We start from the raw sequence: 13,357 nt of genomic DNA, 5'->3' as shown, positions 1-13,357 counted from the left end.
ATCATTTGGCAATTTCAAGGAGGTAAAGGCAGTGGGCGTAGAACTTCTGGACAAGACACGTCAGATTAACAAGTTGCTGCACAATAATCATTCTCATAAGGTTGTGTTTAACGACATCTGCGAGGTGCTCAGCGGCATCCTGGAATCGAATATCCTGGTGATCAGCCGCAAGGGCAAGGTGCTGGGTGTCGCTGGCCATCCCGGAATTGAGGAGATCCATGAACTCATTGATGACCAGGTGGGCGGATTCATCGACCATAAGCTGAACGAGAGGCTTTTAAGCGTTCTGTCCACGAAGGAGAATGTCAACCTGGAGACACTCGGCTTCGATGAGGAGGATGTTGAGCGCTATCAGGCGATCATCACGCCCATCGATATCTCCAGTGAGCGGCTTGGTACCCTGTTTATCTATAAGTCGGGCGCCCAGTATGACATCGACGATATTATCCTGAGTGAGTATGGGACAACGGTTGTCGGCCTGGAGATGATGAGGTCCGTCAATGAGGAGAATGCGGAGGAGACCAGGAAGATCCAGATTGTCAAATCCGCGATCAGCACGCTCTCCTTCTCCGAGCTGGAGGCGATCCAGCACATCTTTGAGGAGCTCAACGGCTCCGAGGGCATCCTCGTGGCGAGCAAAATTGCCGACCGCGTCGGCATCACCCGCTCCGTGATCGTGAACGCGCTCAGAAAGTTTGAGAGCGCCGGGGTCATTGAGTCGCGGTCTTCCGGCATGAAGGGCACATACATCAAGGTTCTGAATGATGCGGTGTTCGACGAGCTGAAGGCCATGAACACGGAGAAGAAGTGAGCAGAGAGAAAGCGATCAGGGCCGGAGGGGAAACCTCCGCCAGATCCCTGCGGTGAAGAGCCGCGGGGATTTTTTTGTTACTGGTCAGTGCATGCTGGGGGATAACCCGCAAAACGACTGCTTGCAGGCAGTTTTGCGGGTTATCCCCCAGCATGCAGCCAAGCGCCGCAGGCGCTCGGCCCCCCCACATCGAGCGAAGCAAAGCTTCGCGAGATGCGGGGGCTGAACAGTGATATTTTTTTGAGCGCCGGGTGAGGTGTAAAGAAAAAATGCTTGACAGCTTCCTCCGGCTGTTGTACCATAGCCAGGGTGATGAACTTGGAGAAGATTGTGAAGCAGGGAATCCTCTATGATTTCTACGGACAGCTCCTGACCGCGCATCAGCGGGCGGTCTACGAGGATGTCGTCTTGAATGATATGTCCCTCGCGGAGATTGCGGAGGAACAGGGGGTGACCCGGCAGGCAGTGCATGATCTCATCCGGCGCTGCGACCGCATCCTTCAGGACTATGAGGATAAGCTCGGGCTTGTCGCGAAATTCCGGCGGACCCGGGAACTCACGGAAGAGATCGGAAATCTCGCCCGGCAGATCAGCGAGACCGGCGATGCCTCTCTCGCGGAGGAGATCGGCCGCCTGGCCGGCCGAATTCTTGACGAAGGATAACGGAGGATTTGCATGGCATTTGAGAGTCTTGCGGAAAAGCTGCAGAATGTTTTCCGGAATCTGACCGGGAAGGGACGCCTCAGCGAGGCGGACGTCAAGGCGGCACTCCGGGAAGTGAAGATGGCGCTCCTTGAGGCAGACGTCAACTTCAAGGTTGTCCGCGATTTTAATAAGAAGGTACAGGAGCGCGCGATCGGGCAGGATGTGCTGAACGGCCTGAATCCCGGACAGATGGTCATCAAGATCGTCAACGAGGAGCTGGTCTCGATGATGGGCTCCGAGACGACGGAGATTGCGCTGAAGCCCGCGAATGAGATCACGGTCATCATGATGATCGGCCTCCAGGGCGCCGGCAAGACCACAACCGCGGCGAAGCTCGCTGGAAAGTTCAAGGCGAAGGGAAGGCGGCCGCTCCTGGTTGCCGGAGACATTTACCGGCCGGCGGCCATCGAGCAGCTGCAGCGGAACGGGGAAAAGGTCGGCGTTCCCGTCTTTTCGGTCGGAACGTCGATGAGCCCTGTGGATATCGCGAAGGCAGCCATGGAGCACGCGGAGAAGAACGCGAACAACCTGGTGATCCTGGATACCGCGGGCCGTCTCCAGATCGATGAGGCGATGATGGCGGAACTCCAGGAGATCAAGAAGGCCGTCCACGTCGACCAGACGATCCTGGTCGTCGATTCCATGACCGGCCAGGAGGCGGTCAATGTCGCCAGCACCTTCGATGAGAAGATCGGTGTGGACGGCGTGATCCTGACCAAGCTGGACAGTGATACGAGAGGCGGCGCGGCGCTTTCCATCCGGGCTGTCACCGGAAAGCCGATCCTCTATGTCGGCATGGGCGAGAAGCTTGATGACCTCCAGCAGTTCTATCCGGACCGCATGGCGTCGCGGATTCTCGGCATGGGCGATGTGCTCACCCTGATCGACAAAGCCACCGCGGTGGTCGATGAGGAGAAGGCCAGGGAGATGGCGGGCAAGCTCCGCAAGGCGGAGTTCGACTATAACGACTTCCTCGACCAGATGCACCAGATCAAGAAGATGGGCGGGATGTCCAGCCTCCTGGGGATGCTGCCCGGCATGGGCCAGCTGAAAAATCTGGATCTGGAGGAAAATGAGAAGAATCTCGCGAAAGTTGAGGCGATCATCCTCTCGATGACAAAGGAGGAGAGAAGCCGCCCGGACCTGATCAACCTGTCCCGGAAGCAGCGCATCGCGAAGGGGGCAGGTGTTGACATGGCCGAAGTGAACCGCCTGGTCAAGCAGTTCGGCGAGATGCGGAAGATGATGAAGCAGTTCCCCGCGATGATGGGGAAAGGCGGACGCCGCGGCGGCATGCCCGGATTTGGCGGCATGGGCGGCCTCGGCGGGCTTTTCGGAAAGAAAGGCATGAAATTCTGACAGATGGTGTCACCATTTCCCAGGAAATCGGTGTTCTATCATAGATAACTGTCCGGTGCGGCACAAGATGACCGGCAAAACCCGGTATAGTTACCAAAACATTCATAATTTTCAATTGTTCAGGAGGAAATTGAACCATGGTTAAGATGAGACTGAAGAGAATCGGTATGAAGAAGGCTCCGTATTACCGCATCGTTGTTGCGGATTCCCGTTATCCGAGAAACGGAAGATTTATCGAGGAAGTCGGCAGCTACGATCCGAACACCGATCCGGGAACAGTGAAGTTCAACGAGGAGGCCGCGAAGAAGTGGCTTGCGAACGGCGCACAGCCGACCGAGACCGTTGCCAAGCTCTTAAAACAGGCGGGAATCCAGTAACAGGACGTCAGTTTAAGGAGGGCTATATGAAGGAGCTTGTCGAGGTTATTGCCAAAGCTCTTGTTGACAGCCCGGATGATGTCGTGGTTACGGAGACGGAGAAAGAGCAGGAGATTGTTGTTTCTCTCCGTGTGGCGCCTTCCGATATGGGCAAGGTCATCGGCAGGCAGGGAAGGATTGCCAGGGCGATTCGCACGGTGGTCAAGGCTGCGTCATCGGGCAGTGACAAAAAAGTCACGGTCGATATTGAGGACTGAGAAATGGTAAGCCGGCGGATTCTTCCGTCGGTTTTTTGTACAGGCGACAGCTGTGAAGGGAGAGATTATGCTGGATTATCTGCGCGTCGGCGTTGTGGCCTCCGCCCACGGCCTGAAGGGGGAACTCAACGTTTATCCCACCACGGACGAGCCGGCTCGATTTGAGGATCTCGATGAGGTGATCCTCGTCCACAAGGGCAGCCGCCGGACACTTCCGGTGGAGAATGTCCGGTACTTTAAAAACATGGTGATTCTGAAGCTCGGCGGCATCGATTCCCGCAATGATTCCGAGGTCCTTCACGGGGCGGAGCTCATGATCCCGAGGGAGAAAGCCATTCCCCTTGCGGACGGCGAGTACTTTATCGGCGACCTGGCCGGCCTGGAGGTCTGGACCGATGAGGGGGAGAAGTTCGGCGTGCTCTCGGATGTCCTGCAGACCGGGGCCAACGACGTCTACGTCGTGAAATCGGACACTGACCATCGGGACCATCTCTTTCCGGTGACGGAGGAGTGCGTGAAGGAGGTTGATCCGGAAGCCGGGAGGATCACGGTGCACATCCTCCCCGGGCTGTTGGATCTGTAAAAGGGGACGCGATGAGATTTCATGTACTTACCCTGTTTCCGGAGATGGTGCTCGGCGGCTTAAACAGCAGCATCACCGGCAGGGCGATCAGCCGGGGCACGATCAGCGTGGAGGCCGTGAACATCCGCGATTATTCCAATGATCTGCGGCACCACCACGTGGACGATTACCCCTACGGCGGGGGGGCCGGCATGGTCATGGAGGCAGGGCCGGTGGTCCGCTGTGTGCGGGACGTTTCCTCCCGCGTGGCGGCCCTCTCTGGAAAATGCCCCCGCGTGATTTACACCACCCCGCAGGGCCGTGTGTTCAGCCAGAAAATTGCGGAGGAGCTCGCGAAGGAGGAGGATCTGGTCTTCCTCTGCGGCCATTACGAGGGGATCGACGAGCGCGCGCTTGAGATGACGGTGACTGATTCTCTATCCATCGGCGACTATGTCCTGACCGGTGGGGAAATGCCCGCCATGGTCATGATTGACTGTATTGCAAGGCTGGTTCCGGGCGTCCTGAATAATGATGTCTCCGCGGAGTTTGAGACATTTCACGACAGCCTCCTGGAATATCCCCAGTACACCCGCCCCGAGGTTTTTGAGGGGCACCGGGTGCCCGAGGTGCTGCTTTCCGGAGATCACAAAAAGGTTGATGAGTGGCGGCGGGACCGTTCGATTGAGCGCACGCTGGAGCACCGACCTGATCTGCTGGAGCATGCGGTTCTTGACCGGCGGGAGAAACAATATCTCGAGCAGCTACTCCGGGAGAAAAACGCGGAAGGCCATCCGGACTGAACGGATATTGCTGCAACTGTTCGGTATACGCGGGCAGTCCTCGATTGTTCAGTCTGCCCGGGCCTGTGCTGAGCAGCTGCGAAAATTCCACTTGCGGGGCAGAAAAACTTGTGATATGATTAAACATCGTAAAATAAAGAGATGGTCCGCTGATACACAGCGTTGTATTAAGAACATCAAATGTTTTTAGGAGGTTTACCCCAATGAACGAGATTATCAAGAAGATTGAAGACGCACAGCTCAAGAAGGACGTTGCGGAGTTCCGTGTCGGCGACACCGTGAGAGTTCACGCGAAGATCAGAGAGGGCAACCGCGAAAGAATCCAGATTTTCGAGGGTACTGTTCTCAAGAGACAGGGCGGCGGTGCCAGAGAGACCTTCACCGTGAGAAAGACTTCCAACGGCGTCGGCGTCGAGAGAACATGGCCGGTTCACTCTCCGTCCGTGGATTCTATCGAGGTTGTCAGAAGCGGTAAGGTTCGCCGTGCGAAGCTGAACTACCTCAGACAGAGAGTTGGTAAGGCTGCGAAGATTAAGGAGACCATCCGCTGATCTTGCGTCTTTGACAGGGAGAGGGACAATGAAGATTGTCCCTCTTTTCTTATGCAGAGCACGGAACGAGCACGAGCCCGTCAGGCGAAGTGCGAGTTTGGCGGGCGAAGCGCGAGTTTAGCGCGATTGATGCAGATTTGCTGAACACTGCCCGGCAAAGGCAGGAAGAGCACAAAAAATGCCGCTTGCGGATGGAGGTGCACCGTGAATATTCAGTGGTATCCCGGACACATGACAAAGGCGAGGCGCCAGATGGAGGCGGATCTCAAGCAGGTCAGCCTGGTGATCGAGCTCGCTGATGCGAGAATTCCCCTGGGGAGCCGGAATCCGGATATTGACCGGATGGCGGCAGGGAAGGATCGGCTGATTCTCCTCAACAAGGCGGATATGGCGGATCCCGCGGAGAACGATGCCTGGGTGAAATGGTACGCGGCCAGGAACATCCGGGCCGTGCTCTGCGATGCGAGAAATCCCCGGGATGTCAAGGCGATCCGCAGGGCGGTCACCGAAGTCTCGGCGGAGCGGATGGAGAGAAACCGCCGGAAGGGCATACTGAACCGTCCGGTCCGCGCGATGGTCTGCGGCATCCCCAATGTCGGGAAATCGACCCTGATCAATTCCGTCGCCGGGAGGAGCGCGGCAAAGACGGGAAATAAGCCCGGGGTCACCCGCTCGAACCAGTGGATCCGCCTTGACCGCACGCTGGAGCTTCTTGACACCCCCGGCATCCTCTGGCCGAAATTTGAGGATCCGGAGGTCTCCGTGCGCCTTGCACTTCTCGGATCGATCAGCGACCAGGTGGTGGATTCCGGCGAGCTCGCCCTTGAACTTCTGAAATTCATGACCAGGGAATATCCTGCGCTTCTCGCCGGATGGCGGAAAAGCACGGATGAGGAGGACGGAGGGGATGAGATGCCGGAACTGATGGCCGGCGACTACGCGGAGAATGCGCCGTATCTCCGGATCATGGAGCGAGAGGCTCGCGCCCGGGGCTGTCTTCGGGGCGGCGGAAATGTGGATTATGACCGGATTGCCGCGGTCATGCTGAATGATTTTCGAGCAGCAAAGATGGGGCGGATCACCCTGGAGAAGGCGACCGTCTGAGCAGAAAGACATCGGGAACGGGTTGCGGCATGATCCCTGCCGCGGGAAGGAGAAGCCATGCGGAAAATGACAGGGGAGAGGCTCGAGAAGGAGCTCGCGCGCCTTGCCGCCATGCGGGAATTCGAGAACCGGTATCCGGATTCCTTTCTCATCTGCGGGATTGACGAGGCGGGGCGCGGCCCGCTCGCCGGGCCGGTGTGCGCGGGCGCGGTGATCCTCCCGCGGGATCTCACGATCCTCCGGCTGAATGATTCCAAGAAGCTTTCGCCGAAATGCCGGGATGCGCTTTATGAGGAAATCCGGGAAAAAGCCAGCGCCTGGGCGGTTGGCCTTGCGGACAGCCGGGAGATCGATGAGATCAATATCCTGCAGGCCGATTACGCGGCCATGCGCCGGGCTGTGGAAAAGCTCGGGCTTACGCCGGACATTTTCCTCAATGACGCGGTCATCATTCCCGGACTTCCGGAGGAAAAGCAGGTAAAGATCATTCACGGCGACGCGCTGAGTGTCTCGATCGCCGCCGCGAGCATCATGGCGAAGGTGACGAGAGACCGGCTGATGGAGGAGTACGATAAGCTGTGGCCGCAGTACGGCTTCGCGAAGCATAAGGGCTATGGGACGAGGGAACACCGGGAGGCCATTGAGTCGTACGGCCCCTGCCCGATCCACCGGCTGACCTTCCTGAAAAATCTCCATTGGCCGGGGAAGGATCCTGATTTTGATGGCGAATGAGCACAGGGGCGGAAGGCGCGGCGTGGGGACGCTCTGGGAGGAGCGGGCAGCGCTGTGGCTTACGGAAAAGGGTTTCCGTATCCTTGACCGGAATTACTATACCAGGCGGGGAGAGATCGACATCGTTGCCACCGAAGGGAGGGTGCTCTGTTTTGTTGAAGTCAAGTACCGGAGATCCTCAGGGAGCGGTGATCCCGCAGAGGCAGTGACCTTGAAGAAGCAGAGGCGGATTCTCGAAACGGCAAAAATCTGGATGCTCGTGCACGGCTTCCCGGAGGAGACCCCGCTCAGGTTCGATGTCGTTGCCATCCTCGGAGGGAATTACCGGCTGATCCGGGATGCCTTCCGGGCAGAGTAAGGCGGGCCTCAGGATACCTTCCGCGCGGAGTAAGGCCAGCCGGGCGGGCCGCAGGGGTGCCTTTCCGGCAAGTAAACCGTGCTGGCGGAGGGATCGTTTGGTTCTTCCGGAAGAAATCTTGTGCGCGGGCAGAGAACAGGGTATAATCGCTATGAATTATCATGCGAAGAATAAAAGGAGAGCTTTATGAGAGTGATTGCCGGAAGCGCGAGACGCCTTCAGCTGGTTGCCCCGGAGGGCCTGGAGACCAGGCCGACCGGGGATAAAATCCGGGAGACCCTGTTCAACATGCTGCAGTGGGACATCCCCGGGAGTACCTTTCTCGACCTGTTTTCCGGCAGCGGGGCGATTGCGATCGAGGCCCTGAGCCGTGGCGCGGAGAGCGCCGTTCTCGTGGATGCCAGCCGGAAGGCCTGTGCCTGCATCCGGAAAAATCTGGAGACGACAAAGTTTACGGAGAGCGGCAGGCTGATTTTCGGGGATGTGATGTCCGCCATCCGGAAGCTGGAGAGCGAGGGGCGCACCTTTGACTTCATCTACATGGATCCGCCATTCCGGCACGAGACGGAAAAGGATGTGCTGGAGAGGCTGCGGGGCAGTTCCCTGGTCAAAGAAAACACCATGATCATCGTCGAGGCCGCCAGGGAGACCGATTTCAGCTATCTTGAGGAGATGGGCTACCACCTGGTCCGGGAGAAGATCTATAAAACCAGCCGCCACGAGTTCCTGAAGCGCGGCGGGGAGGAGTAAACATGTCGACAGCAATCTATCCGGGAAGCTTTGACCCGGTCACGCTCGGGCACTACGATATCATTGAGCGGTCGTCACGGATTTTTGACCGCGTGATCGTCGGCGTTCTGCGCAACAGCGCAAAATCTCCGTTGTTTTCCGAGGAAGAACGTGTTAATATGATTAGGCATGTAGCCAGGAATCTGCCCAATGTCGAGGTGAAGGCTTTTGACGGCCTTCTGGTGGAATTTGCCCGGGAGGAGAAGGCGAGCGTCATTGTCCGCGGCCTTCGCGCGGTGACCGACTTTGAGTACGAGCTGCAGATGGCCCAGATGAACCGGGTCATCGCCCCGGAAATTGACACCCTGTTCCTGACCACAAATCTCAAATATGCCTACCTGAGCTCCAGCATGGCGAAGGAAGTTGCCATGTACGGGGGAAAGCTTTCGGCGTTTCTTGACCCGGAGATTGCGAGCCTGGTGAGAGCCAAGTTTGCACCGGAGAAATGACCCCAGGGTCACAAGGCCGGGAGAAGATTTTGAGGGAGATAGTGAGGAGACGAACGTCATGAGCAAGATTGAGCAGGTGATCAACGAAATCGAAGATTATGTCGAGAGCTGCAAGCCCCAGGCATTTTCCAATACGAAGATCGTTGTCAATAAGGAAGAAATTGAGGAACTTCTCGCTGAGCTTCGCGCGAGGCTTCCGGAGGAGATCAAGCAGTATCAGAAGATCATCAGCAACCAGGACAATATCCTGAACCAGGCCAAGGATGAGGCGGAGCGCACGGTGAATGAGGCCAAGTCCAAGGCGGACGATGTGATCGCGAAGGCGACGGACCAGGCGAACCAGATGGTCAGCGAACATGAGATCATGCGGAAGGCCTACGACCAGGCGAACCAGCTGCTCGCGGACGCGCAGGGCCAGGCTCAGCAGATCGTGGACAATGCGGTGAAGGATGCCAACAATGTCCGCCAGAGCTCCATAAAGTATGCCGACGATATGCTGGCGAGCCTCCAGACCATCATCGGAAATACCATGGACAACGCCAGAGACCGCTTTGACGCATTTTCCAATTCGCTGGAGTCGAGCATGCAGATTGTGAATTCCAACCGCAACGAGCTTGCCGGCAGCATCGTCACTGACCAGACGGCAGGGGCAGAGCCCGCCGCGGATGGCGCGAACGGACAGGCGCAGTGAGCAGGAAGTATGGGTTTTGCCCGGAGTCCTGCTGAGTTGAACTGAAGTTTTAGAAAAAGCCGGATAGCCATCTATCCGGCTTTCTTCGGGTAGTGCGGGGAGAAAGTGATGAAGAAGGGAAATGCGCCGGCAGCCATGCTCTCCGGCATCCGCGGGGTGCTCTTCGACCTCGACGGCACGCTGATTGATTCCATGTGGATGTGGGAAGCCATCGACGTGGAGTATCTGGGAAAGAAGGGATACACCGTGCCGGGGGATCTCCGGCGGGCCATTGAGGGGATGAGCTTCGACGAGACCGCCGCTTATTTTAAGGACCGTTTTCATCTCCCGGATTCCCTCGAGGAGATCGGGCGGGACTGGATTGCGATGTCTGAGGAAAAGTACGCGCATGAGGTGCCGCTGAAACCGGGAGCAGGCGAGTTTCTCGCGTATCTCCGGGCAAATCATATCCGCACGGCCATCGCGACCAGCAACGGTCGACGCCTGGTCAGGGCGGTGATGCGCTCGCTCTCCCTGGACACCCGGATCGACACGGTGATTACCGGGGATGATGTCGCGAACGGGAAGCCGGCGCCGGACATTTACCTCGCCGCTGCCGGAGACCTCGGCATCTCCCCCGGGAAATGCCTTGTTTTCGAGGATGTCGCTTCCGGGATTCTCGCCGGGAAGTCGGCCGGTGCCCGGGTCTGCAGCGTGGATGATCCGGCGAGCCAGGCGGACCGGGAGGAAATCCGGCGTCTGGCGGATTACAGCATTACGGGATTTCCGGAGCTGTTGGATTCCCTGGAAAAGGAGGGCTTATGAAGAAGAGAATTGCCGTGGTGACCGGCGCGTCCTCCGGGATGGGTCGCGAGACCGCGCTGGAACTTTCTGACCGGTTTTCCGGACTGGATGAGATCTGGCTGATTGCTCGACGGGAGGACCGCCTCTGGCAGCTGGCGGGGAAGCTCACCTGCCGGGCAAAGGTCCTCCCGATGGATCTCGCGAAGGACAGGGAGCTTTCCCTGCTCGCGGGGAAGCTCCGGGAGGAGAAGCCGGAGGTGAAAATCCTGGTCAACGCGGCGGGCTTCGGCAAGATCGGGAAGATCGGAGACCTTCCGGCGGAGGATGAGCGGGGGATGATTGATCTCAATATCGGCGCCCTCACGGCGGTGACGCGGATTGTCCTTCCCTACATGGATGACGGGGGAAGAATCCTCAATTATGCCTCCTCCGCGGCCTTTCTTCCACAGCCGGGATTCGGGATCTATGCGGCGACCAAGGCATTTGTCCTCTCCTACAGCCGTGCCCTCGGGGTGGAGCTCAGGAGCCGCCGCATCGGCGTGACTGCGGTCTGCCCCGGGCCGGTGAAGACGGAATTCTTTGATATCGCCGAGACGTACGGGAAAGTGCCGATCTACAAGAAACTCATCATGGCGAAGCCGGAGAGGGTGGTCCGCCTTGCGATCCGCGATATGACCGCCGGGCAGGCGGTGTCCACCTACGGCCTTCCGATGAAGGCTTTCCGGGTGTTCTGCAAGCTTGTCCCGCACAGTGTGATTCTTCGCCTATGGAACCGGGTATCCCCGGAGACTGTGGAGGTGTCTCGTGAAGAAGGTTGAAAAGGGAGAAATGGGCTACCGGAAATATTTCCGGACAAAACGACTGGCCGGCGTCGGGGCTATGCTTGCCGTGATCGCCGTGCTGGTGATCATCCGGGCCAGGACCGAGGGAACCGCCGCCATGCTGTCCACCCTGTCGGCGGTGTTCATGGCGATCCCGATGGCCAATTACGCGACGCCGCTCATCGCGTCATGGAAATGGCGCGGCACGCCGGAATCCACACACGCGATGTACCAGAAATATGAAAAGCGGTTTCCCGTCCTCTATGACCTGATCCTTACGACCAGGGAAGCGGTGATGCCGGTTGACGTTGCGGTCGTCCATCCAACCGGCGTTTACTGCTACTGCACGAACCCGAAGGCGAAGACCGCGCAGGCGGAGAAATCCCTGAATGCCTATTTCCAGTCGGTGAAGCTTGACCCGAATCTTCATATCTTTGTGGAGAAGAAGCTGTTTGACCGGAGGATCAATACCCTCAAGCCGGCTTCCGCCTATGAGGACGACGGCAGCCTGGATTATGCGGCAAAGACGCTGAAAAGCCTCTGCATGTGAGGAGAGGGTATGAGACGATTCACGGTGAGGGAGCAGGAGGCGGGGCAGCGGTCCGCGCGCTATCTTGAGAAGGTCCTTCCTGCTGCCGGGAGAGGATTCCTCTACCGGATGTTCCGCAAGAAGAATATCACGCTGAACGGCAGGAAGATGACCGGGACGGAGATCCTGGAGCCTGGCGATGAGATCCGCGTCTTTTTCGCGGAGGATACGCTGGAAAAATTCATGGGAGGCTCGAAGGATGTGGCTTCCGCGCCCGCGCCGTCCGGAAAGGCGGCCGCCTGCGTCCGGGTACCGGCGGGCGGCGGAGGAGCGCGCCGGCAGCCCTGGCCTGCCCGCGGGGAAGGAAAGCCCGGCTTACCCGTGCCGGACATTCTCTATGAGGACGCCCATGTCCTCATCGTGAATAAGCCCCAGGGCATGCTGACGCAGAAGGCGAGCGAGGGGGATATCTCCCTGAATGAGGTGATCCTGAACTATCTCAAGGAGACCGGGAGCTATGACCCCGCGGGCTCCGCGGCGTTCCGCCCGGCGGCGGTGAACCGTCTCGACCGGAATACCAGCGGCATCGTCCTGGCGGGAAAAAGTATCCGCGGCCTGCAGGTTCTCTCGGAGCTCCTCCGAGGGCGTGAGCTGGAGAAATATTATCTCGCTGTCGTCAGGGGCACGCTCATGAGGCCGTTCCGCCTGGACGGGTGGCTCAAAAAAGATGATGCCGAAAACCGGGTGCACATCCGGCGGGAATATTTTGCCGGAGCAGGACGAATTCTCACCGGGGTAAAGCCCCTTGGGGCGGGACGGGGGATGACGCTCGCGGAGATCGAGCTCATCACGGGGAAGACGCACCAGATCCGGGCGCATCTCGCCTCCATCGGCCATCCGGTGGGCGGGGACGCGAAGTACGGGGATCCGGCGTTTAACCGGAAACTCCGTGACGAATTCGGCGTCCGCTTCCAGCTGCTCCACGCGGCAAGGCTCGTGATGCCGGAGAATCTGCCGGAGCCGCTTCAGGCGCTCTCCGGCAGGGAGTTCGGGGCACCGGCTCCGGAACCGCTCGCGCGCGTCATCCGGGCGCTGGAGCGGGTGCAGTGAGCGAAAACCGGGAAACGGGGGATGAGGAATGGGAACATGGAACGGGCGTGGGCTCCGCGGGTCGACGCTGGAGGATCTGATCAACCATACGAACACCTGTTACCGGGAGAAGAAGCTGGCGCTCATCCAGAAGATTCCGACACCGATCACCCCCGTCAGTATCGACAAGGCGAGCCGCCATATCACGCTCGCCTACTTTGACCAGAAGAGCACGGTGGATTACATCGGCGTCGTCCAGGGCGTCCCGGTCTGCTTTGACGCCAAGGAATGCGCGGCGGACACCTTTCCCCTCCAGAACGTGCACGAGCACCAGGTGGCCTTCATGCGGGAGTTCGAGGAACAGGGCGGCATCGCCTTCATCATCCTCTACTACACCGCCCGGGAGGAAATGTACTATCTGCCCTTTGCCGGCCTCCTCCGCTTCTGGGAACGGATGAAGGAGGGCGGGCGCAAGAGCTTCACCTATGCGGAGATCGACCGCAGCTGGCGGATCCGCAGTGTCCGCGAGATTCTGGTCCACTATCTGGAACCGCTTTCGCGGGACCTGGAAAATAGAAAGGAATGAC

19 protein-coding genes are annotated in these 13,357 nt (G+C 58.6%); all 19 read left to right on the top strand.

Annotated elements, in window-relative coordinates:
* Positions 1-31: 31 nt before the first annotated feature.
* The gene (gene codY, locus ISF27_RS03785; protein ID WP_194609218.1) at positions 32-811 is read left to right on the top strand and encodes a GTP-sensing pleiotropic transcriptional regulator CodY; all 780 of its coding nucleotides are present in this window, start codon (positions 32-34) and stop codon (positions 809-811) included.
* 312 nt (positions 812-1,123) lie between these two features.
* A complete protein-coding gene (ylxM, locus tag ISF27_RS03780; protein WP_407926051.1) occupies positions 1,124-1,474 on the top strand; it encodes a YlxM family DNA-binding protein in 351 nt (116 codons plus the stop codon).
* A 12-nt stretch (positions 1,475-1,486) separates the two neighbouring features.
* Positions 1,487-2,875, top strand: coding sequence for a signal recognition particle protein (ffh, locus tag ISF27_RS03775; RefSeq protein WP_194609216.1), 1,389 nt, complete (start codon positions 1,487-1,489; stop codon positions 2,873-2,875).
* 137 nt (positions 2,876-3,012) lie between these two features.
* Positions 3,013-3,252, top strand: coding sequence for a 30S ribosomal protein S16 (rpsP, locus tag ISF27_RS03770; RefSeq protein WP_194609214.1), 240 nt, complete (start codon positions 3,013-3,015; stop codon positions 3,250-3,252).
* Positions 3,253-3,278: 26 nt separating this feature from the next.
* Complete coding sequence (locus tag ISF27_RS03765) at positions 3,279-3,509, top strand: KH domain-containing protein (protein ID WP_194609212.1); 231 nt, start codon at positions 3,279-3,281, stop codon at positions 3,507-3,509.
* A gap of 52 nt (positions 3,510-3,561) precedes the next feature.
* Positions 3,562-4,092, top strand: a complete 531-nt coding sequence (gene rimM / locus ISF27_RS03760) for a ribosome maturation factor RimM (RefSeq protein ID WP_328701495.1) — start codon at positions 3,562-3,564, stop codon at positions 4,090-4,092.
* 11 nt (positions 4,093-4,103) lie between these two features.
* Positions 4,104-4,874, top strand: coding sequence for a tRNA (guanosine(37)-N1)-methyltransferase TrmD (gene trmD, locus ISF27_RS03755; RefSeq protein ID WP_194609211.1), 771 nt, complete (start codon positions 4,104-4,106; stop codon positions 4,872-4,874).
* Between the two features lie 203 nt (positions 4,875-5,077).
* Positions 5,078-5,425, top strand: a complete 348-nt coding sequence (rplS, locus tag ISF27_RS03750) for a 50S ribosomal protein L19 (protein ID WP_194609210.1) — start codon at positions 5,078-5,080, stop codon at positions 5,423-5,425.
* Between the two features lie 204 nt (positions 5,426-5,629).
* Positions 5,630-6,529: a ribosome biogenesis GTPase YlqF gene (ylqF, locus tag ISF27_RS03745; protein WP_194609209.1), complete on the top strand. Its 900-nt coding sequence runs from the start codon at positions 5,630-5,632 to the stop codon at positions 6,527-6,529.
* Positions 6,530-6,586: 57 nt separating this feature from the next.
* On the top strand, positions 6,587-7,261 hold the full coding sequence (locus ISF27_RS03740) for a ribonuclease HII (RefSeq protein WP_194609208.1): 675 nt from the start codon (positions 6,587-6,589) through the stop codon (positions 7,259-7,261).
* Positions 7,251-7,619, top strand: coding sequence for a YraN family protein (locus tag ISF27_RS03735; RefSeq protein WP_194609701.1), 369 nt, complete (start codon positions 7,251-7,253; stop codon positions 7,617-7,619). Before ISF27_RS03740 ends, ISF27_RS03735 begins: the two co-directional genes overlap by 11 nt.
* Before the next feature lie 186 nt (positions 7,620-7,805).
* Entirely contained in the window at positions 7,806-8,369 is a 564-nt protein-coding gene (gene rsmD / locus ISF27_RS03730) for a 16S rRNA (guanine(966)-N(2))-methyltransferase RsmD (protein WP_194609207.1), read from the top strand.
* A gap of 2 nt (positions 8,370-8,371) precedes the next feature.
* Complete coding sequence (gene coaD / locus ISF27_RS03725) at positions 8,372-8,857, top strand: pantetheine-phosphate adenylyltransferase (protein WP_194609206.1); 486 nt, start codon at positions 8,372-8,374, stop codon at positions 8,855-8,857.
* Positions 8,858-8,915: 58 nt separating this feature from the next.
* The gene (locus ISF27_RS03720; RefSeq protein ID WP_194609204.1) at positions 8,916-9,548 is read left to right on the top strand and encodes a vacuolar family H+-ATPase subunit H; all 633 of its coding nucleotides are present in this window, start codon (positions 8,916-8,918) and stop codon (positions 9,546-9,548) included.
* A 108-nt stretch (positions 9,549-9,656) separates the two neighbouring features.
* Positions 9,657-10,352: an HAD family hydrolase gene (locus ISF27_RS03715; protein ID WP_235986004.1), complete on the top strand. Its 696-nt coding sequence runs from the start codon at positions 9,657-9,659 to the stop codon at positions 10,350-10,352.
* Positions 10,349-11,149 (top strand): SDR family NAD(P)-dependent oxidoreductase, encoded by an 801-nt coding sequence (locus ISF27_RS03710; RefSeq protein ID WP_194609202.1) that lies wholly within the window; start codon positions 10,349-10,351, stop codon positions 11,147-11,149. Before ISF27_RS03715 ends, ISF27_RS03710 begins: the two co-directional genes overlap by 4 nt.
* Entirely contained in the window at positions 11,136-11,702 is a 567-nt protein-coding gene (locus tag ISF27_RS03705) for an O-linked GlcNAc transferase-like protein (protein WP_194609200.1), read from the top strand. The genes ISF27_RS03710 and ISF27_RS03705 overlap by 14 nt, the downstream gene beginning before the upstream one ends.
* A gap of 9 nt (positions 11,703-11,711) precedes the next feature.
* A complete protein-coding gene (locus ISF27_RS03700; RefSeq protein WP_194609199.1) occupies positions 11,712-12,791 on the top strand; it encodes an RluA family pseudouridine synthase in 1,080 nt (359 codons plus the stop codon).
* A gap of 28 nt (positions 12,792-12,819) precedes the next feature.
* Entirely contained in the window at positions 12,820-13,356 is a 537-nt protein-coding gene (locus ISF27_RS03695) for a Holliday junction resolvase RecU (RefSeq protein WP_194609198.1), read from the top strand.
* Position 13,357 lies beyond the last annotated feature (1 nt).

Source organism: Clostridium vitabionis (assembly GCF_015351765.1).
GTDB lineage: Bacteria > Bacillota > Clostridia > Lachnospirales > Lachnospiraceae > Clostridium_R > Clostridium_R vitabionis.
Note: the sequence above shows the minus strand (reverse complement) of the source record. Positions and strands in the feature narration are given on the sequence as shown.

Excerpts from the sequence above, each read along its gene's own strand:
- ylxM (WP_407926051.1), top strand. The coding sequence starts at position 1,124 with ATGAACTTGGAGAAGATTGTGAAGCAGGGAATCCTCTATGATTTCTAC.
- ffh (WP_194609216.1), top strand. The coding sequence starts at position 1,487 with ATGGCATTTGAGAGTCTTGCGGAAAAGCTGCAGAATGTTTTCCGGAAT.
- rpsP (WP_194609214.1), top strand. The coding sequence starts at position 3,013 with ATGGTTAAGATGAGACTGAAGAGAATCGGTATGAAGAAGGCTCCGTAT.
- ISF27_RS03765 (WP_194609212.1), top strand. The coding sequence starts at position 3,279 with ATGAAGGAGCTTGTCGAGGTTATTGCCAAAGCTCTTGTTGACAGCCCG.
- trmD (WP_194609211.1), top strand. The coding sequence starts at position 4,104 with ATGAGATTTCATGTACTTACCCTGTTTCCGGAGATGGTGCTCGGCGGC.
- rplS (WP_194609210.1), top strand. The coding sequence starts at position 5,078 with ATGAACGAGATTATCAAGAAGATTGAAGACGCACAGCTCAAGAAGGAC.
- ISF27_RS03740 (WP_194609208.1), top strand. The coding sequence starts at position 6,587 with ATGCGGAAAATGACAGGGGAGAGGCTCGAGAAGGAGCTCGCGCGCCTT.
- ISF27_RS03735 (WP_194609701.1), top strand. The coding sequence starts at position 7,251 with ATGGCGAATGAGCACAGGGGCGGAAGGCGCGGCGTGGGGACGCTCTGG.
- rsmD (WP_194609207.1), top strand. The coding sequence starts at position 7,806 with ATGAGAGTGATTGCCGGAAGCGCGAGACGCCTTCAGCTGGTTGCCCCG.
- coaD (WP_194609206.1), top strand. The coding sequence starts at position 8,372 with ATGTCGACAGCAATCTATCCGGGAAGCTTTGACCCGGTCACGCTCGGG.
- ISF27_RS03720 (WP_194609204.1), top strand. The coding sequence starts at position 8,916 with ATGAGCAAGATTGAGCAGGTGATCAACGAAATCGAAGATTATGTCGAG.
- ISF27_RS03715 (WP_235986004.1), top strand. The coding sequence starts at position 9,657 with ATGAAGAAGGGAAATGCGCCGGCAGCCATGCTCTCCGGCATCCGCGGG.
- ISF27_RS03710 (WP_194609202.1), top strand. The coding sequence starts at position 10,349 with ATGAAGAAGAGAATTGCCGTGGTGACCGGCGCGTCCTCCGGGATGGGT.
- ISF27_RS03700 (WP_194609199.1), top strand. The coding sequence starts at position 11,712 with ATGAGACGATTCACGGTGAGGGAGCAGGAGGCGGGGCAGCGGTCCGCG.
- ISF27_RS03695 (WP_194609198.1), top strand. The coding sequence starts at position 12,820 with ATGGGAACATGGAACGGGCGTGGGCTCCGCGGGTCGACGCTGGAGGAT.